Origin of the sequence: Paucibacter sp. KCTC 42545 (assembly GCF_001477625.1) — a bacterium.
In the GTDB taxonomy this organism is placed as follows: Bacteria; Pseudomonadota; Gammaproteobacteria; order Burkholderiales; family Burkholderiaceae_C; genus Paucibacter_A.
On record NZ_CP013692.1, the window covers coordinates 495465 to 513387 of the forward strand.

General features: G+C 61.4%; 16 protein-coding genes. 13 read left to right on the forward strand and 3 right to left on the reverse strand.

Annotated features, from left to right (window positions below; genetic code table 11):
- Position 1: 1 nt before the first annotated feature.
- Positions 2 to 1564, reverse strand: a complete 1563-nt coding sequence (locus AT984_RS02250) for an SLBB domain-containing protein (RefSeq protein WP_197418223.1) — start codon at positions 1562 to 1564, stop codon at positions 2 to 4.
- Between the two features lie 549 nt (positions 1565 to 2113).
- Here AT984_RS02250 and AT984_RS02255 point away from each other — a divergent pair.
- On the forward strand, positions 2114 to 3262 hold the full coding sequence (locus AT984_RS02255) for an MraY family glycosyltransferase (protein WP_058718719.1): 1149 nt from the start codon (positions 2114 to 2116) through the stop codon (positions 3260 to 3262).
- Positions 3263 to 3289: 27 nt separating this feature from the next.
- Positions 3290 to 4771, forward strand: a complete 1482-nt coding sequence (locus AT984_RS02260) for a DEAD/DEAH box helicase (RefSeq protein ID WP_058718720.1) — start codon at positions 3290 to 3292, stop codon at positions 4769 to 4771.
- Between the two features lie 69 nt (positions 4772 to 4840).
- Here the strand turns inward: AT984_RS02260 and AT984_RS02265 are convergent, their stop codons facing one another.
- Complete coding sequence (locus tag AT984_RS02265; RefSeq protein WP_058718721.1) at positions 4841 to 5608, reverse strand: SAM-dependent methyltransferase; 768 nt, start codon at positions 5606 to 5608, stop codon at positions 4841 to 4843.
- Positions 5605 to 6243 carry a Maf family nucleotide pyrophosphatase gene (locus AT984_RS02270; protein ID WP_058722029.1) on the reverse strand — a complete coding sequence of 213 codons (639 nt, stop codon included), beginning with the start codon at positions 6241 to 6243 and terminating at the stop codon, positions 5605 to 5607. The genes AT984_RS02265 and AT984_RS02270 overlap by 4 nt, the downstream gene beginning before the upstream one ends.
- A 68-nt stretch (positions 6244 to 6311) precedes the next feature.
- Here AT984_RS02270 and AT984_RS02275 point away from each other — a divergent pair, with 68 nt between their 5' ends.
- From AT984_RS02275 to lepA, 11 genes are all read left to right on the forward strand, one after another.
- On the forward strand, positions 6312 to 6869 hold the full coding sequence (locus AT984_RS02275) for a YceD family protein (protein ID WP_058718722.1): 558 nt from the start codon (positions 6312 to 6314) through the stop codon (positions 6867 to 6869).
- Positions 6870 to 7185: 316 nt separating this feature from the next.
- Positions 7186 to 7368: a 50S ribosomal protein L32 gene (gene rpmF / locus AT984_RS02280; RefSeq protein ID WP_009552540.1), complete on the forward strand. Its 183-nt coding sequence runs from the start codon at positions 7186 to 7188 to the stop codon at positions 7366 to 7368.
- Positions 7369 to 7622: 254 nt separating this feature from the next.
- A complete protein-coding gene (gene plsX / locus AT984_RS02285; RefSeq protein ID WP_058722030.1) occupies positions 7623 to 8702 on the forward strand; it encodes a phosphate acyltransferase PlsX in 1080 nt (359 codons plus the stop codon).
- Complete coding sequence (locus AT984_RS02290; RefSeq protein WP_058718723.1) at positions 8699 to 9721, forward strand: beta-ketoacyl-ACP synthase III; 1023 nt, start codon at positions 8699 to 8701, stop codon at positions 9719 to 9721. The genes plsX and AT984_RS02290 overlap by 4 nt, the downstream gene beginning before the upstream one ends.
- Positions 9722 to 9830: 109 nt before the next feature.
- The gene (gene fabD, locus AT984_RS02295; protein WP_058718724.1) at positions 9831 to 10772 is read left to right on the forward strand and encodes an ACP S-malonyltransferase; all 942 of its coding nucleotides are present in this window, start codon (positions 9831 to 9833) and stop codon (positions 10770 to 10772) included.
- Positions 10773 to 10789: 17 nt separating this feature from the next.
- Positions 10790 to 11554 (forward strand): 3-oxoacyl-ACP reductase FabG, encoded by a 765-nt coding sequence (gene fabG / locus AT984_RS02300; RefSeq protein ID WP_058718725.1) that lies wholly within the window; start codon positions 10790 to 10792, stop codon positions 11552 to 11554.
- Positions 11555 to 11702: 148 nt separating this feature from the next.
- On the forward strand, positions 11703 to 11942 hold the full coding sequence (gene acpP / locus AT984_RS02305) for an acyl carrier protein (protein ID WP_058718726.1): 240 nt from the start codon (positions 11703 to 11705) through the stop codon (positions 11940 to 11942).
- A 43-nt stretch (positions 11943 to 11985) separates the two neighbouring features.
- Positions 11986 to 13230 (forward strand): beta-ketoacyl-ACP synthase II, encoded by a 1245-nt coding sequence (gene fabF, locus AT984_RS02310; RefSeq protein WP_058718727.1) that lies wholly within the window; start codon positions 11986 to 11988, stop codon positions 13228 to 13230.
- An 84-nt stretch (positions 13231 to 13314) separates the two neighbouring features.
- Positions 13315 to 13761 (forward strand): hypothetical protein, encoded by a 447-nt coding sequence (locus AT984_RS02315; RefSeq protein ID WP_156421857.1) that lies wholly within the window; start codon positions 13315 to 13317, stop codon positions 13759 to 13761.
- Between the two features lie 203 nt (positions 13762 to 13964).
- Complete coding sequence (locus AT984_RS02320) at positions 13965 to 15446, forward strand: DegQ family serine endoprotease (protein ID WP_442952181.1); 1482 nt, start codon at positions 13965 to 13967, stop codon at positions 15444 to 15446.
- Between the two features lie 646 nt (positions 15447 to 16092).
- Positions 16093 to 17901, forward strand: a complete 1809-nt coding sequence (gene lepA, locus AT984_RS02325) for a translation elongation factor 4 (protein WP_058718730.1) — start codon at positions 16093 to 16095, stop codon at positions 17899 to 17901.
- Positions 17902 to 17923 lie beyond the last annotated feature (22 nt).

The following is a 17923-nucleotide window of genomic DNA, read 5'->3' on the forward strand; positions in this document are numbered from 1 at the left end:
ATTAGTTCTTGATGGTCTTCAGTGCCGCTGCACCCAGGCCAAACTGATACAGGATCTGCGTCCAATCCTTGGCCTCTTGCATGAAGGTGGTCTTGTTCATTTCTTCCGGCACGAAGACGGTGTCGCCCGGAAGGGCTGTCACGCCATCAAGCGCCCCGCCAGCAAGCAGCCAGCCTGATTTCTGGCGAGCGCTGACTACACTGCCATTGGCGCGCAAGACGAAGATGCTGGCAGTGTCGGCGCCTCGGGTGGGGCCGCCAGCAAGCTTCAAGAAATCGTTGACCGAATTGCCATCGCCATACAGATAGCTGCCGCCGTTGAACACGCTGCCAAAGACACCGATGGTTTTGGGTGTTGCGGGGATAAGAAGGCGATCGCCGTCTTCCACGGTCAGTTCAGGCAGTGTTTTGGATGCAGGGTTCAGCTGCAAAACAATTCGGCCCGTAGGCTTGATGGCGCGCAGGCGTTGAATCAGTTGGTTGGTACCTTGCGCCTTGGCAGCTTGCGCTGAGGCTTCATCGGCATTGGCGGTGCGCTGGGAGGAGTTGCTGCGAGCGAACGCGGTTTCCATATCGCGCAGCGCTCGCTCATAGTTCTCCTGTTGAGACAGGCGGGTGCTTTCGCGGCTGAACTCGGTGCCGAAAACATAGGCGTCCGGCGTCAGGCCGCCAGCGGCGCGGATGGCGTCAGCCAAGCTGCTATTGGCTGGAAGGATGAATTCGCCAGGGCGTTGGACTTCGCCTTCGATCTTGACCCGTTTGCTTTGTTTGTGCTGGGGCAAGGACGCTTCAACGGCACTGAAGGCGCGGATGAGGTCGCCGTCGCGGGGTTTCTGCTTGGCTTGCAGGGGCAGGCTCAATTCGGTGATGCGTGCGTCATTGCGGGCATCTAGGTGTTCGACGGTGAATCGGCTGCGGTCGGCCACTGCGGTGAAGCCGCCCGCCATGGCGAGCACGTCTTCAAGTGTGTCTTGTGGTTTGAGCTCAAAAATGGCCGGCTTGTTGACGCTGCCGATGAGGGCAACTTGCGGGCCTACGGCGCCAATATGGATCACGTCCTCGGCCTGTAGTGCCCGGTCGGCGGTCTTGTCGCCTTTGATCAGCAATTCGTAAAAGTCAAAGTTGCTGATAGTTTTTCCGTTACGACGCAACTCGATCTGGCGGAAGCTGCCGGCCGATGAGGGGCCGCCGGCTTGCATCAGGGCGTTGACCAAGGTGGCGAGGCTGCTGACCGTGTAGGCACCTGGGCGCTGGGTAAAACCGGTCACGTAGACGCGGATGCTGCGCAGCTTGCCCAGTGAGGCGCTGAGCTTGTAGTTGCGGAAGACTTGGGCCACGCGCTGATCGATGGCGGGCGCCAGGTCGGCGTAGCGCAGACCGGCCACCATCACGGGGCCAACGCGGGGCAGGGTGATGCGCCCGCTCCGGTCCACGGCAAGGCGCAAATCGGCCTCGACCGAGCCCCACAGCGTGACCAGCACTTCGTCACCCACGCTGATGACGTAGTCTTGCGGGATCTGGCTGCTGGCTTCTTGTGCCATGCCCTGGCGGCCGGCGGTGCTCATCAACTCGGCACCGAAACGACGAATAGTCGTTTCGATGTTGGCGCTGCGTTGGACGTAACGCTCAAACTCACTGGGCGAATAGCGCTCGCGCGGTTCGCGCGGTTCTATTGCTGTGGGCGAGCGGCCAACTTGTTGCCTTTCGTCTGTCGCATATTCGCCAGTTTGATTGGCTTGATTCCCTGTCTGCGGATTTGTGCGCAGGCGAACGGGCCCCGCATCGCTATTTGCGCTGCCGTTGCCGATAGTGGTTTGTTCTGGCTCTGCAGCGAAGCTGCTTGGTGCCGTCAGAAGTGCTTGCGAGATGAGCATCGAAACCAAGGCAGTTCGAGCAAAGGCAGGTGCTCGCCCTTTGGCGCCATGTGACATCGCTGTATCGCGCTGATGACAACTTGTCGAGAAGCTCGTTTGAAACTCAGAAATGACCATGGGCGCTCGCAGAGAGATTTTTCAAGCAGACGCAAACTGCGTCACTTATTGACCGGGCGGATTCTAGCTGTGTGCATGGCGGGCCTAGGTGGAACCCTAGCTTGGGCTGGCTACACTGTGCGCATGATCTTTTTTCTCGTCCCATTTTTCGTTGCAGCGGCCGTCACCCTGTTTGTGATCCATTCGTCGCATGCCCATGGTCATTTGTCCGCGGACGGCGATCTATCAGGGCCGCAGAAATTTCACTCTCATCCGGTGCCGCGCATAGGTGGTGTGGGCATGTTTTTGGGTTTGTTGGCTTGTGTCGTGATGGCATGGGAACAGGGTTCCGCAGCTGCCCGCTTGGGCTTTCTTTTGCTGGTTTGTGGCCTGCCTGCTTTCGCTGCCGGACTGATTGAGGATTTGACCAAAAAGGTCTCGCCGGCCAAGCGTTTGCTGGCCACCATGGCCTCGGCGGCGTTGGCTTTTTACATCTTGGACGGAAAAATTACCCGCACCGACATCATCGGCTTGGACTGGGTTGTTGGAACCAGTTTGGGGGCCCTGGCCGCCACGGTGTTTGCCGTGGCAGGAGTCGCCAATTCAGTAAACATCATTGACGGCTTCAATGGCCTGTCCACCATGTGCGTGACCTTGATGTTGCTGAGCTTCGCGTATGTGGCTCATCAGGTCGGGGATACCGAATTGACGCTTTGGGCCTTGGCGGGCGTGGGCGCGGTGCTGGGTTTCTTTGTTTGGAACTTCCCTGCGGGCTTGATCTTCCTGGGTGATGGAGGTGCCTATTTCATCGGCTTCTTCCTGGCTGAGATCGGCATTTTGTTGATCGCCCGTCACCCGCAGGTCTCGCCTCTGTTCCCTTTGATGGTTTGCGTCTACCCGGTGTTTGAGACTTTGTTCTCCATCTACCGTCGGCGCTTCATTCGTGCGACGCCTCCGGGTTTGCCTGACGGGATACACCTGCATTCGCTGATTTACCGTCGCCTGATGCGGTGGGCGGTCGGCGCGCGTGATGCGCGTGCCATGACGCAGCGCAACTCCATGACGGCACCTTACCTCTGGACCTTGTGCCTGACTTCCTTGGTGCCCGCCTTGCTGTTCTGGAATTCGACCACCATGCTGGTGCTCTGCATGGTCTTGTTTGGCCTGATTTATGTGGGGCTGTACTGGCGCATCGTGCGCTTCCGTACGCCTAAGTGGATGGTCTTCAGTGCGCAGATTAGAAACGGTGCCGGCAGTGGCGCAGGGTCTGCCGATTCGGGCAAACCCGATTGAGATTCGCTTATAGCGGATAATCGGAGGATGACCGAAACCCAACACCCGGAAGTTGCCCCCTCGCGCTTCGACACATTACCTCTCGACGCCAAGCTGCTGCGCGCAGTAGCCGACTCTGGCTACGCCATGATGACGCCTATCCAGGCCAAGGCGATTCCGATTGTGTTGGAAGGGCGCGATGTGATGGGTGCCGCCCAGACCGGCACCGGCAAGACGGCCGCTTTTTCCATCCCGCTGTTGCAGCGCATGCTCAAGCATGAGAACGCCAGCGCCTCGCCGGCCCGTCACCCAGTGCGTGCACTGGTGTTGGCGCCGACGCGCGAGTTGGCTGACCAAGTCGCTAACAACATCAAGGCCTATGCCAAGCACACCAATCTGCGTGTGACCGTCGTTTTTGGTGGCATCGATATGAAGCCCCAAACCTTGGTGCTCAAGGGCGGCGTTGAAGTGCTGATCGCGACACCCGGGCGCTTGCTGGACCATATTGAGGCCAAGAACTGCGTGCTCAATCAAGTGGAGTATGTGGTGCTGGACGAGGCCGACCGCATGCTGGATATCGGCTTCTTGCCCGACTTGCAGCGCATCCTCAGCCATCTGCCCAAGGCGCGTCAGACCCTGCTGTTCTCGGCTACGTTCTCGCCCGAGATCAAGCGCTTGTCGCAAAGCTATTTGCAGGATCCGGTCTTGGTGGAAGTGGCGCGTCCGAATGCCACGGCCACCAATGTCGAGCAGATTTTTTACAGCGTTGGCGACGACGACAAGCGTGGCGTGGTGCGCAAGGTCTTGAAGGATCGTGGCATCACGCAATCCATCGTGTTCGTGAACTCCAAGCTGGGCGCAGCGCGCTTGGCGCGTTCTTTCGAACGTGATGGCTTGCGCACGGCTGCACTGCATGGCGACAAGTCGCAAGATGAGCGCTTGAAGTCGTTGGAGTCCTTCAAGCGCGGTGAGGTTGACTTGCTGGTGGCTACCGATGTGGCCGCCCGTGGTCTCGACATTGCGGATTTGCCGGCGGTGTTTAACTTCGATGTGCCCTTCAATGCCGAAGACTATGTGCACCGCATCGGCCGTACCGGCCGCGCAGGTGCCTCGGGTATTGCTGTGACGCTGGTGACGCGCTCGGACGCGCGCTTGATTGGCGACATCGAAAAGCTGCTCAAGCGCACCATCGAGTTGCAGGCCGTTGAGCTTGAGGACGAGCGCCCAGCGCGTGCCGAGCGGGCGCCGCGCCCGCGTCGCGATTGGGATTCTGAGTCCGCGCCAGCGGCCACGGCTGATGTGGCTCGACCGTCGGCAGTGGCTCCCCGCCCCAGCTATCGCGCGCCTGCCCGTGACGCCTTCTTTGATAAGCCTTATGAGCCCAATGCCTCGGCCGAGTTGCCGGCTTGGGACAAGGGGGCTGCAGGTGCTGCCGCCGCGCCCAAGGGCTTGTCGGCCAATATCAAGCCCAAGCGCAAGGTCGCAGCCTTGTTTGGTGCCAAGCAGGTCAGCGGCGCGACCGAATCCTGAGTCACAAGCGCCGCAGGTCGATAAGTCGACCCGCGGTCTCGCTTGCTCAGGTGGGCGCCTGGGGTTTGCTCAGCCCAAAAGTGCAAACACTGCCGGAATCTTGTCCGGCATGGACTCGCCCGAGCTGCGCCATTCCGCCACCGTCGCGCTGCGCGTCCAGCCCTGTTCCAGACTCAGGCCGCAGCTGATCGATAGGCGCGTCTGCGGCTTCAAGCTGCTTAGCAAGGCGTGCAGCAGGGCGCTATTGCGGTAGGGCGTTTCAATCATCAGCTGGGTTTGCTGCTGTCGCACCGACAGAGCCTCCAGCTCCCGAATGCGGGCCGTTCGGGCCGGCGCCTCAACCGGCAGATAGCCGACGAAGGCGAAGCTTTGCCCGTTCAGGCCGCTGGCCGACAAGGCCATCAGCAGGGCGCTGGGGCCGCTCATTGGCACCACTTCGATGTCGGCCTCGTGGGCGGCTGCCACCAGTAGCGCGCCAGGATCGGCCACGGCCGGCAGTCCGGCTTCTGAGTTCAGGCCCATATCGTGCCCCGCCAAGGCGGGCGCCAGCAGCGCGTTCCAGGCTTGATTCTGGTTCACCAGGTCGACGGCGCGGCCCTTGGGTGGGCGTGGCAATTCCTTCACTTGCAGGCTTTGCAGCGGCTGCGCCAGTGGGCAAATGGCGTCCACGCGCTTGAGGAGGGCGCGCGTGGTCTTGGCGTTCTCTGCTGCCCAGTGTTCCAGGCGGGCGGCAGTTTGAATCACCTGCAAAGGCAGCACGGCTTGCAGATCCACTGCGGCGCCTTCGACGCCAAAGTCCAGGCTGTTGGGGATCAGGTAGAGGCGACCCTTTTTCATGCGGCAGATCCGGTAGGGGTTGAGGCCAGTGGGTCTAGCCCGGCTTGGCGAAGCAGTTCGCAAGTGCGAATCAAGGGCAGGCCAATCAGCGCGGTCGGGTCATCGGACTCGATGGCGGCCAGCAGGCTGATGCCCAGGCCTTCCGACTTGGCGCTGCCGGCGCAGTCGTAGGGTTGCTCTGCCAGCAGATAGGTTTCGATCTCGCTATCGCTCAGGTCGCGGAAGCGCACGCGTACGGGGGCCAGGTCTTGCTGGGCGAAGCCGCTGGCGCCGCAGACGACGGCGACGGCGGTTTGAAACACCACGCTTTGGCCACTCATCAAGCGCAGCTGCGCGCGGGCCCGTTCATGGTTGCCGGGCTTACCGATGGATTGGCCATTCAGATCGGCGACCTGGTCTGAGCCGATCACGATGGCGTTGGGATGCTGCAGTGCAACTGCCTGGGCCTTGGCCAGGGCCAAGCGCGCGGCCAGCGCTGCGGGCGCCTCGCCGGGCAGCGGTGTTTCGTCGACATCGGGAGCGCTTACCTCGAAGGGCAGGCGCAGACGTTGCAAAAGCTCGCGCCGGTAGCGTGAGGTGGAGCCGAGGATCAGCCTGGGCTGCGGGATTGGCGGATTGGAGTTGTCATCATGCATGGCTTGATTTTCGCATTGCCTGTGCATGGCTGGCATGGCGGGCGCCGAGGGGACCTACACTTGAGGCCATGAAAGAGCATGTATTTCTTCCTCGCAAACTCGATGTGGCTGCTTTTGCCCGCGATGGCGCGACATTGACTGGCGAATGGTCTGCGGCCGAGTTGCAGCGCTTGGCTGATTCCGGGGCCCCCGAGGCGCCCGCCGCGTCTTGGCCTGCGGTGCGCTGGATCCTCACCGGTGAGCGGCGCGAGCCGCGTGGCGCCGAAGCCCAGGTGTGGCTGCATCTGGAGGCCGAGGCGCAGGTGAGCCTGACTTGCCAGCGCTGCTTGCAGCCGGTGCAAGAGGCACTGAGCCTGTCGCGCTGGTATCGCTTTGCACGCAATGAGTCAGAGGCGGCTGAGTTGGACGCCGATAGCGAAGACGATGTGTTGGTGCTGTCGCGCAGTCTGGATGCACTGGAGATGGTGGAAGACGAGCTGCTGCTGTCCTTGCCGCTTGTGCCCCGGCATGAAGTCTGCCCTCAGCCTCTGCTGGTGCCTCAAGACGAGGCGGCTGACGAGCCTGAGGCGGCCGAAGAGCGTCCTCATCCATTTGCCGCGCTGGCAGCGCTGAAAAAAGACAAATAAGTCGGCGCCAGGGCGGCGCGTGCTTGCCAGGGCTTTGAGAGATTTTTTCATCGTGCTACAATCGCGGGCTTTCCCCGGTTCGAGAATCAAAGTAGCCACGAAAATGCAGTTGCGCAGTTGCGTAAGGCTTGGTGTTAAGACCCCAAGTGCGAAGCAGCAGCTTGCAGAACAAGTGGCTTAGCGCATGGTGCGCATGAGGCTCGTGCACAGCAAACAGCGGCGTCCGGGGGTGTGAGTTGAGGTTGGGCATGGATCTGTCATAAGTCCTGATCTGCCACAGCTTCAGTCTCAAGCATCGGACCCTTAGGAGAATTTCATGGCCGTTCAGCAAAACAAGAAGTCGCCTTCCAAGCGTGGTATGCACCGTTCGCACAATGCCCTGGTTACCCCGGGTACTGCCATCGAGCCGACCACGGGTGAAGTGCATCTGCGTCACCACATCAGCCCCACCGGCTTCTACCGTGGCCGCAAGGTCCTGAAGACCAAGGCTGACGCTTAAATAGAGATTTGCTTCTTACTTGTTGCGCCGCGCAGTTCCATCAGGTTCGGCGCTGCGGATGAGTTAGACAATCTTGCGTTTCCACAAAATCCCGGCCTGTGCCTTGTTGCAGTGCCGGGTTTTTGTGTTTGTGGTGCCGATTTGCGATCAGCGGGCGGCGGCATTTTTCCGGTTCAACTGGCTTCGATCTGATGTCCTCTGAAGTAAGTAGCAGCATTTCCAGCCATCCAGTCGCGGCCGACAAACCCTTGGCCGTGGTCCGCTTGGCGGTGGATTGCATGGGCGGCGACCATGGCCCTTCGGTCACCCTGCCGGCCTGCAAGTCGTTTTTGGCCGCGCATCCACATGCAGAGCTTTTGCTGGTGGGTTTGCCTGAGCATTTGACCGAGGCGGCCACCTGGCCGCGCTGCCGCATCGTCGCGGCCAGCGAGGTCGTGACCATGGACGACCCGGTCGAGGTGGCCCTGCGGCGCAAAAAAGATTCGTCCATGCGCGTGGCCATCAGCCAGCTGAAGGCGCAGGGCGAGCAAGCGCCCATGGCTGATGCCTGTGTGTCGGCCGGCAATACCGGGGCATTGATGGCGGTTTCACGCTATCTGCTCAAGACCCTGGAGGGCATTGACCGCCCGGCCATCGCCTCGGTGATGCCAAATCAGCTCGGCGGGTACACCACCATGTTGGATCTCGGTGCCAATGTCGATTGCACGGCCGAGCATTTGCTGCAATTCGCGGTCATGGGCAGTGCCCTGGTGCAGGCCGTTGACGGCAAGGCCGAGCCCAAGGTGGGCTTGCTGAACATCGGTGAAGAGGCCATCAAGGGCAGCGAAGTCATCAAGCAGGCCGGCGAATTGCTGCGCCAGGCTGCGGCGGCCGATCAGATCAATTTCTTCGGCAATGTCGAGGGCAATGACATCTTCAAGGGCACGGTCGACCTGGTGGTCTGCGATGGCTTTGTGGGCAATGTGGCGCTGAAGACGGCCGAAGGCCTGGCCACCATGATCATCACCATCATCCGCGAAGAATTCGGCCGCAACTGGCTCAGCAAGGCCGCGGCCTTGCTGGCCCTGCCGGTGCTCAAACGCTTCAAGGGCAGGGTGGATCACCGCCGCTTCAACGGCGCTGCACTGCTGGGTTTGCGTGGCTTGGTGTTCAAGAGCCACGGCTCGGCGGATGCTTTTGCCTTCGAGAATGCGCTGAACCGGGCTTATGATGCGGCCCGCAACCGGTTGTTGGACCGGGTTCACGACCGCATCATCGCCACCCTGCAGGCCATGCCTGCTGCAAGCGATGGCGCCTCAGGAGACAAGACGACGGACGTCGCCCAAGTTGCATGACCCAAACTGATCAGCATTCCTCGCCGCAGCCTGCGGCCCAAGCAGCGCGCTACTCCCGCATCATTGGCACCGGCAGCTTTCTGCCCCCTCAGCGACTGAGCAATCAGGATCTGGTGGCTCAGTTGGCGGCCGACGGCATCGAAACCTCGGACGAGTGGATTGTTGAGCGCACCGGCATTCGCGCCCGCCACTTTGCCGAAGCCGGCACGACCGCCAGCGAGTTGGCGCTGCCGGCGGCCCGCGCCGCCATCGAGGCGGCCGGCATTGCTGCCAGCGAGATCGATCTGATCATCGTGGCGACCTCCACACCGGATATGGTGTTCCCCTCCACCGCCTGTTTGCTGCAACACAAGCTAGGCATTGCTGGTGGCGCGGCGTTTGATGTGCAGGCGGTTTGCTCCGGCTTTGTCTACGCCCTGACCGTGGCTGACTCGATGATTCGCACGGGCGCGGCGCGCAAGGCGCTGGTGGTCGGGGCCGAGGTGTTCTCGCGCCTGCTTGATTTCAAGGATCGCACCACCTGCGTGCTGTTTGGTGATGGCGCCGGCGCCGTGGTGCTGAGCGCCTGCGACACGCCGGGCATTCTGGCGACCGAGTTGCACGCCGATGGCCGCCACGCCGGCATCTTGTGCGTGCCCGGCAGCCTGCATGGCGGTCAGGTGACTGGCGACCCTTTGCTGAAGATGGATGGCCAGGCAGTATTCAAGCTGGCCGTTGGCGTGCTGGACAAGGTCGCGCGCTCGGTGCTGGAGAAGGCCGGCCGCAGCGACGCCGACATCGACTGGCTGATTCCGCACCAAGCCAATATCCGCATCATGCATGGCACATGCAAGAAGCTGAAGTTGCCGCTGGATAAATTGATCGTCACGGTAGATCAGCACGGCAATACGTCTGCGGCTTCGATCCCGCTGGCGCTGGATGTGGCGGTGCGTGATGGTCGCATCAAGCCTGGTGACACGGTCATGCTCGAGGGCGTGGGCGGCGGCTTCACCTGGGGTGCGGTGCTGCTGGATCTGTAAGGCATTGAGAGGGTCAGGTCTTGCCGTGCCTTGCAGGCGCTGACCTCAAACGATGAAGAGGCTTGAGGCTCGGGTCTTGGCTTGAGCCGGCTCCAACTGAGTGAAAGTTATGACACAAAAGTTTGCATTTGTTTTTCCTGGCCAAGGCTCGCAGGCTGTTGGCATGCTGGATGCCTGGGGTGAGCACCCCGAAGTGCAGCGTACTTTGGCCGAGGCCTCGGCAGCGCTGGGCGAAGACATCGGCGCCCTGATCAAGGTCGGCCCGAAGGAGCAGTTGGACCTCACCGCCAACACCCAGCCCGTCATGCTGACGGCAGGCATTGCCTGCTACCGCGCCTGGATTGCTGAGACCGGTCTGGTGCCTGCCGCTGCGGCCGGCCATTCGCTGGGCGAGTACGCCGCGCTGGTGGCTGCCGGCGCGCTGACGCTGGCGCAGGCGCTGCCCCTGGTGCGTTTCCGTGCCCAGGCCATGCAAGAGGCTGTGCCCGTGGGCGTGGGGGCCATGGCCGCCATTCTGGGTCTGGACTCGCAGGCCGTGCGTGAAGGCTGTGCGGCGGCGGCCAGCGCCACCGGCGAGGCCGTCGAGGCGGTCAATTTCAATGATCCCAAGCAAACCGTCATCGCTGGCAGCAAGGCGGGTGTGGACAAAGCTTGTGAGCTCTTGAAGGCAGCGGGCGCCAAGCGCGCTTTGTTGCTGCCGGTGTCGGCGCCTTTCCATTCCAGCCTGATGAAGCCTGCGGCCGAGCGTTTGCAAGAGCGCCTGGCGGCGACCGAATTCGCGCCGCTGCAATTCCCGGTTATCAACAATATCGATGTGGCCTCGGTGGCTGACGCCGCTGGTCTGCGCGACGCGCTGTATCGCCAAGCTTTTGGCCCGGTTCGCTGGGTCGAGGTGGTGCAGGCGCTGAAGGCACAAGGCCTCACCCACATCATCGAATGCGGCCCCGGCAAGGTGCTGGCCGGCATGGCCAAGCGCATTGACGGCGAGATCGTCAGCGCCACTATTTTTGACCCTGCCAGCCTGGCCGAAGCCCGCGCCCTGTTGGCTTGATAGACAAGAAGATAAGCATGACTGAAGCACAAGAATTCAAGGGCCAGGTATTCAAGGGTCAAGTGGCCTTGGTCACCGGCGCCAGCCGCGGCATTGGCCGCTCCATTGCCGTGAGCCTGGCCGAGCAAGGCCTGGTGGTCATCGGAACCGCCACGACCGAGTCGGGCGCTGCCGCCATCACCGAAGCCCTGGCGCCGTTTGGCGGCCGTGGCATTGCGCTGAATGTGAATGATGCGGCGGCCGTTGAGGCTGCAGTGGATGGCATCGTCAAAGCGCAGGGCGGCTTGCAGGTGCTGGTCAACAATGCCGGCATCACCCGTGACACCTTGTCCATGCGTATGAAGGATGAGGATTGGGATGCCGTGATCGACACCAATCTGAAGGCTGTGTTCCGCATGAGCCGCGCCGTGATGCGGACCATGATGAAGCAGCGCTATGGCCGCATCATCAACATCACCTCGGTGGTGGGTGCCTCCGGCAATGCCGGCCAGGCCAATTACGCGGCGGCCAAGGCCGGTGTGGCGGGCATGACGCGCTCGCTGGCGCGTGAGTTGGGCAGCCGCGGCATCACCGTCAATTGCGTGGCGCCTGGTTTCATTGCCACCGATATGACCGAGGTGTTGCCCGAGGCGCAAAAGGCGGCGCTGCTGGCCCAGATCCCTGTGGGCCGCCTGGGTGAGGCGCGCGAGATCGCCGATGCGGTGGCTTTCCTGGCTTCGCCCAAGGCCGCCTACATTACGGGCAGTGAGCTGCACGTCAACGGCGGCATGTTTATGAATTGATTTGTGGCGCGGGCATCCTGCCCGCGCCCACCGGATTTGCCCGGCCGGTGAGGGCCTCTGAGCGTGATTTGTTCCGGTTTCCCGGGGCAAGACGCTGGAGGCCTTAGAATCCCGGGCTGTTCCTAGCAAACCCCTCCCGGAGGAGTCCATGAGCGATATCGAAGCACGTGTCAAGAAAATCATCGCCGAGCAACTCGGCGTCCCTGAGTCCGATGTGACCAACGACAAGGCCTTTGTGGCCGATTTGGGCGCTGACTCGCTCGACACCGTGGAATTGGTGATGGCACTCGAAGACGAGTTCGGCATCGAAATCCCCGATGAAGAAGCCGAGAAGATCACCAGCGTTCAGCTGGCGATTGACTACGCCGTCAAGCACCAAAAGGCCTGAGCTCCAAGCTCACGCTTGTTCGTTTAACTGATCCCTGAACCGCATGAGCCGTCGTCGCGTTGTCGTCACCGGACTTGGTCTGATCAGCCCCGTGGGTAACACGGTGGCTGAAGGCTGGGCCAATATCCTGGCCGGTCAGTCCGGCATTGACCGCATCACTCGTTTTGATGCCTCGGCCTTCGCTTGCCATTTCGCAGGTGAAGTGAAGGGCTTCGATATTGCTGACTACATCAGCAGTAAAGAGGCGCGCACGATGGACCGCTTTATCCATTACGGATTGGCGGCCTCCATGCAAGCGGTGCAGGACGCCGGTCTGCCGACCGGTGATCAGTTGAGCGAAGAGCAAGCTGAACGCATCGGCGTGCTGGTGGGTTCGGGCATCGGCGGCTTGCCGCTGATCGAAGAAACCCATGCCGAATATGTGGCGCGTGGCCCGCGTCGCATTTCGCCTTTCTTTGTGCCGGCCTCGATCATCAACATGATCTCTGGCCATGTCTCGATCAAGTACGGCTTCCAAGGCCCGAACTTGGCCATCGTGACCGCTTGCACCACTGGCTTGCATGCCATTGGTCAGGCAGGGCGCTTGATTGAATACGGCGATGCCGATGTGATGATTGCTGGCGGCGCGGAGTCCACCGTGTCGCCCTTGGGTCTCGGAGGCTTTGCCTCGGCGCGGGCTTTGTCCACGCGCAACGATGATCCCAAGACTGCCTCCCGCCCTTGGGACAAAGACCGCGACGGCTTTGTCTTGGGCGAGGGCGGTGGTGTGCTGGTGCTCGAAGAGTATGAGCATGCCAAGAAGCGTGGTGCCAAGATTTATGCTGAGCTCTCAGGCTTTGGCATGGGCGCCGACGCGTACCACATGACCGCGCCTAGCGTGGATGGCCCTAAGCGCTCCATGCGCGCTGCGCTGCGCAATGCCGGCGTGAACCCGGATCAGGTCAATTACATGAACGCTCACGGCACCTCGACGCCGCTGGGTGATCTGAACGAAACTAATGCCATCAAGCTGGCATTTGGTGAGCACGCCAAAGAGTTGGTGATCAGCTCCACCAAGTCCATGACCGGGCATTTGCTCGGTGGCGCGGGTGGCATCGAATCGGTGTTCACCGTGCTGGCTGTGCACAACCAGGTGGCGCCGCCCACCATCAATATCTTCAACCAGGATCCCGAGTGCGACCTGGACTACTGCGCCAATGAGGCGCGGCCGATGAAGATCGACTATGCCGCCAAGAACAACTTCGGCTTCGGTGGCACCAACGGCACGCTGATCTTCAAGAAGATCTAAGCGCGAGGCGGGGCTCCGGGTGATGGCGCCGAATTTCGTCGTCATCCTCGCGATGGTTTGTCCATCTAGGCAAGCGCCGTTGCCATGAGTGTCAGTCACCGTCATGCGCCACCCTTGCGGGTGGACATCCTGCCGCAGCCCCGGCTGCAGGCCTCAATCGCCGCCCTGGCTTGCCTGGCGGCGTTTTGCTTTGTGCTGGCTGTTATGCAGCACCTGCCTCAGGCTTGGTCTTTGATGGCCTTGCTGCCGCTGGCGGCGGCCTTGGCTTGGCGCGCGGCGCGCGTGAGAGCGCGGCGCTTGCAGTGGGACGGGCAGTGCTGGCGCTTGTCGCAAAGCCTGGATGAGGAGGCGCAGCAAGAAGTGCGGGTGGCGGTGGTGATTGATCTCGATGGCTGGTTGCTCCTGCGCCTGCGTGAGCCGACATCGCCCTGGTTTCGGCCCGACCTGTACCTGCCGCTCAGCGCAGCGCAGCAAGGGGCGATGTGGGGCCAGTTGCGGGCCACGCTGTTTTCTGCCCGGCCACCCCACTGAGGAGATTGGGCCAATGCCTGGCAGTCGCCTGGGGCTATGACTTTTGCTGCACCTGGCCATCCGTGCGAACATCAGTTGGCGCTATGTTGCAGTACGTAAACTGCGCTTGAATCTGGCTCGCTTGCCCCCAAACTGCCGACTTGGTTTAACCGAATCCTTTCTTGAGAGTCCTTGAGCAAATGATGATGAAGAAGATGAGTTCTATGCCTGCTTTGTCCGCAACTCGTTCCGGCACATCGCCGATGACTCGCCTGACCGGCATGTCGCGTGTGCTCTTGTCGGCCTCGGTGCTGTCCCTCAGTTTGGCGCTCAGCCCGGCGCCGGTGTTCGCGCAGCCTCAGGGCTTGCCGGACTTCACCGAGTTGGTGGAGAAGGTCGGCCCGGCCGTCGTCAATATCCGCACCTCGGAGCGCGCCAAGCAAGCCGCCGGCATGCCGGAGATGGACGAGCAGATGCAGGAGTTCCTGCGCCGCTTCGGTCTGCCCGTGCCGGGCCAACGCCGCGGTGCACCGCGAGGTGGCGGCGAGGATGAAGCGCCCCAGCGCCGCGGTATCGGCTCGGGCTTTGTGCTGAGCAATGATGGTTATGTAATGACCAACGCCCATGTGGTGAATGGCGCAGATGAGATCTTCGTCACCCTGACCGACAAGCGTGAGTTCAAGGCCAAGCTGATCGGCAGCGATGTGCGCACCGATGTGGCGGTGTTGAAGATTGAGGCCAGCGGCCTGCCGGCCGTGAAGATCGGCGATGTGGGGCGCTTGAAGGTTGGCGAGTGGGTGATGGCCATCGGCTCGCCCTTCGGCTTTGACAATAGCGTCACCGCCGGCATCGTCAGCGCCAAGGCGCGTGACACCGGTGACTTCCTGCCCTTTATTCAAACCGACGTGGCCATCAACCCTGGCAACTCCGGCGGCCCCTTGCTGAATATGCGCGGCGAGGTGGTGGGCATCAACTCGCAGATTTACAGCCAGTCGGGCGGCTTCATGGGCATCTCATTTGCCATTCCGATCGATGAGGCCATCCGCGTGTCCGATCAGCTGCGCAGCAGTGGCAAGGTGGTGCGAGGCTTCATCGGCGTGGCGCCGGATGATCTGAGCAAGGAAGTGGCCGAATCGATTGGCCTGGGCAAGCCCACCGGTGCGGTGATTCGTAGCGTGACGGCAGGCGGCGCGGCCGACAAGGCGGGCATCGAGGGCGGTGACGTGATCACCAAATTCGACGGCAAGACAATTGAAAAGGCGAGCGATCTGCGCCGCGTGGTGGCTGCGCTCAAGCCCGGTGCCAAGGCAACGGTGCAGGTCTTCCGCCGCGGCGCTTACAAAGACTTGAACATCGTGATTGCTGAGATGCCCAGCGACAAGCAAGCCCGTGCCGCCACCGAGCCCGAGGGCAAGGCCTCGCCGAGTTCCGTCACAGCCCTGGGTCTGCAAATCTCCGAAGTGCCGGAGGCGCAGAAGAAAGAGTTGAAGCTGCGCTCCGGTGTGCGTATCGATGGCGCCACCGGTGTGGCCGCGCGTGCAGGCCTGCGCGAAGGTGACTTGGTGCTGTCGGTCGACAACGTGGAAGTCAGCAGCGTCAAGCAATTCCAGGCGCAGTTGGCCAAGCTTGAAAAAGCCAAGGTCATCAACCTGGTGGTGCGGCGTGACGATGTGGTGAGCTTTGTCTTGCTGCGTCCCGCGCGCTGAGGCGGCGCCGGCTGGGTGAGGATGGGTGCGAGCTTGATTCGGTCCGCGCACCCAAACTTGGCGGGCAATGGTGGACCTAGCTGGCGGGTCTTTTCTTATTGTGAAAATTTGACCCTAGCTTTGACTGCCAAGCCTGGTTTGAACTTTGTGCAAAAACTGGCGTCAGTGGACAAAACCAGTGCTGCTTGACGGTGCGTCGGCCGATCAAAATCGGCATTCTTGTCGCCGTCGGCTAGAATCAAGGCCTTGGCAGCAGTGTTTGTGGATCGCAGACAACATAAATGGGGGTCGATTGGCGAGGGCGCAACACCTTGAGCCCCGGCTCTTGTCGCTCTCGCGTAGTTATCGCTAGCTCATCAGTAGGTTGTTGATGCCTTGTTGGTAAGCTGTTGATAACTTTGATGTTGGCGGGCCGCAACGACCTTGATTCCAGCCTTGCCGCGGTTTCCAGGTCTAGGCTTTTCGCTACAATGGAAGCCCAACAAGCAGTTGCCATACGTTTTGTTGGAAGGCGCGTCACCGTTTCGACGTGCCTTTTTTTTAGCTTCAGCACGGCGCGTCGCGCCTTCATATCGCTCCGCGATTTGAGCTTGCGCTGCAACGGCTTCGCCGTTGTGTCTTTCGGCACAGCGCATTTAAGAACAACATGAACCACATCCGTAATTTCTCCATCATCGCCCACATCGACCACGGCAAAAGCACGCTGGCGGATCGCATCATTCAACGTTGTGGCGGGCTCTCGGACCGCGAGATGGAAGCGCAGGTGCTGGACTCGATGGACATCGAGCGTGAACGCGGCATCACCATCAAGGCCCAGACTGCTTCGCTGCAGTACACGGCCAAGGATGGCAAGACCTACAACCTCAACCTGATCGACACGCCCGGACACGTTGACTTCTCTTATGAAGTCAGCCGCTCGCTGTCGGCCTGCGAGGGCGCGCTGCTGGTGGTGGATGCCAGCCAGGGCGTGGAAGCGCAGACCGTGGCCAACTGCTACACCGCGCTGGACCTGGGCGTGGAAGTGGTGCCGGTCTTGAACAAGATGGACCTGCCCAGCGCAGACCCCGACAACGCCAAGGCCGAGATCGAAGATGTGATCGGCATTGACGCGACCGATGCGATTCCTTGCAGTGCCAAGACCGGCATGGGCATCGATGAAATCATCGAAGCAGTGATTGCACGCATGCCGCCACCCCAGGGTGTGGTTGAGGCCCCTCTGCGCGCCATGATCATCGACAGCTGGTACGACGCCTATGTGGGCGTGGTGATGCTGGTGCGCGTGGTGGATGGCACCTTGAGGCGCGGCGAGCGCATTCGCATGATGGCCTCTGACGCCGTCTACCCGGCCGAGCATCTGGGTGTGTTCGCGCCCAAGTCTGAGAAGCGCGAGCAACTCAATGCAGGCGAGGTGGGCTTCATCATTGCCGGCATCAAAGAGTTGCAGGCCGCCAAGGTCGGCGACACCATCACGCTGGAAAAGAAGCTGCCCAACAATCTGGGCCCGGCCGAAGAGGCGCTGCCCGGCTTCAAGGAAATTCAGCCGCAGGTCTTCGCCGGTTTGTATCCGACCGAAGCCAGCGAGTACGACCAGCTGCGCGACGCGCTGGAGAAGCTCAAGCTCAATGACTCCTCGCTGCGCTACGAGCCCGAGGTGTCGCAGGCGTTGGGCTTTGGCTTCCGCTGCGGCTTCCTTGGCTTGCTGCATATGGAGATCGTGCAAGAGCGTCTGGAGCGCGAGTTCGATCAAGACCTGATCACCACCGCGCCCAGCGTGGTCTACGAAGTGCTGCTGAATGACGGCACGGTGATCGAGGTCGAGAACCCCTCCAAGATGCCCGACCTGGGGCTGATGCAAGAGATCCGCGAGCCCATCGTGACCGTGCATCTCTACATGCCGCAAGACTATGTCGGCCCGGTGATGACACTGGCCAATCAGAAGCGCGGCAATCAGATCAATATGGCCTATCACGGCCGTCAGGTCATGCTGACCTATGAGATGCCGCTGGCCGAAATCGTGCTGGACTTCTTTGACAAGCTCAAGAGCGTCTCGCGCGGCTATGCCTCGATGGACTATGAGTTCAAGGAGTACCGCGCGTCCGATGTGGTCAAGGTCGACATCTTGATCAACGGCGACCGCGTCGATGCGCTGTCCCTGATCGTGCACCGCCAGCAAAGCCAATTCCGTGGCCGCGGTGTGGCTGCCAAGATGCGCGAGCACATCCCGCGCCAGATGTATGACGTGGTGATTCAAGCCGCCATCGGCTCTAACATCATCGCCCGCGAGAACATCAAGGCCTTGCGTAAAAACGTGCTGGCAAAATGCTACGGCGGCGACGTGTCGCGTAAGCGCAAGCTGCTCGAGAAGCAGAAAGCCGGTAAGAAGCGCATGAAGCAGGTGGGCTCCGTCGAGGTGCCGCAGGAAGCCTTCCTGGCCATTCTGCAAGTGGACGATTAATTCAAAAAAGAGAAGACGAAGA

Bases quoted from the DNA above. Each gene is read 5' to 3' on its own strand.
- AT984_RS02250 (WP_197418223.1), bottom strand. From the start codon at position 1,564: ATGAGCACCGCCGGCCGCCAGGGCATGGCACAAGAAGCCAGCAGCCAG.
- AT984_RS02255 (WP_058718719.1), top strand. From the start codon at position 2,114: ATGATCTTTTTTCTCGTCCCATTTTTCGTTGCAGCGGCCGTCACCCTG.
- AT984_RS02260 (WP_058718720.1), top strand. From the start codon at position 3,290: ATGACCGAAACCCAACACCCGGAAGTTGCCCCCTCGCGCTTCGACACA.
- AT984_RS02265 (WP_058718721.1), bottom strand. From the start codon at position 5,608: ATGAAAAAGGGTCGCCTCTACCTGATCCCCAACAGCCTGGACTTTGGC.
- AT984_RS02270 (WP_058722029.1), bottom strand. From the start codon at position 6,243: ATGCATGATGACAACTCCAATCCGCCAATCCCGCAGCCCAGGCTGATC.
- AT984_RS02275 (WP_058718722.1), top strand. From the start codon at position 6,312: ATGAAAGAGCATGTATTTCTTCCTCGCAAACTCGATGTGGCTGCTTTT.
- rpmF (WP_009552540.1), top strand. From the start codon at position 7,186: ATGGCCGTTCAGCAAAACAAGAAGTCGCCTTCCAAGCGTGGTATGCAC.
- AT984_RS02290 (WP_058718723.1), top strand. From the start codon at position 8,699: ATGACCCAAACTGATCAGCATTCCTCGCCGCAGCCTGCGGCCCAAGCA.
- fabD (WP_058718724.1), top strand. From the start codon at position 9,831: ATGACACAAAAGTTTGCATTTGTTTTTCCTGGCCAAGGCTCGCAGGCT.
- fabG (WP_058718725.1), top strand. From the start codon at position 10,790: ATGACTGAAGCACAAGAATTCAAGGGCCAGGTATTCAAGGGTCAAGTG.
- acpP (WP_058718726.1), top strand. From the start codon at position 11,703: ATGAGCGATATCGAAGCACGTGTCAAGAAAATCATCGCCGAGCAACTC.
- fabF (WP_058718727.1), top strand. From the start codon at position 11,986: ATGAGCCGTCGTCGCGTTGTCGTCACCGGACTTGGTCTGATCAGCCCC.
- AT984_RS02315 (WP_156421857.1), top strand. From the start codon at position 13,315: ATGAGTGTCAGTCACCGTCATGCGCCACCCTTGCGGGTGGACATCCTG.
- AT984_RS02320 (WP_442952181.1), top strand. From the start codon at position 13,965: ATGCCTGCTTTGTCCGCAACTCGTTCCGGCACATCGCCGATGACTCGC.
- lepA (WP_058718730.1), top strand. From the start codon at position 16,093: ATGAACCACATCCGTAATTTCTCCATCATCGCCCACATCGACCACGGC.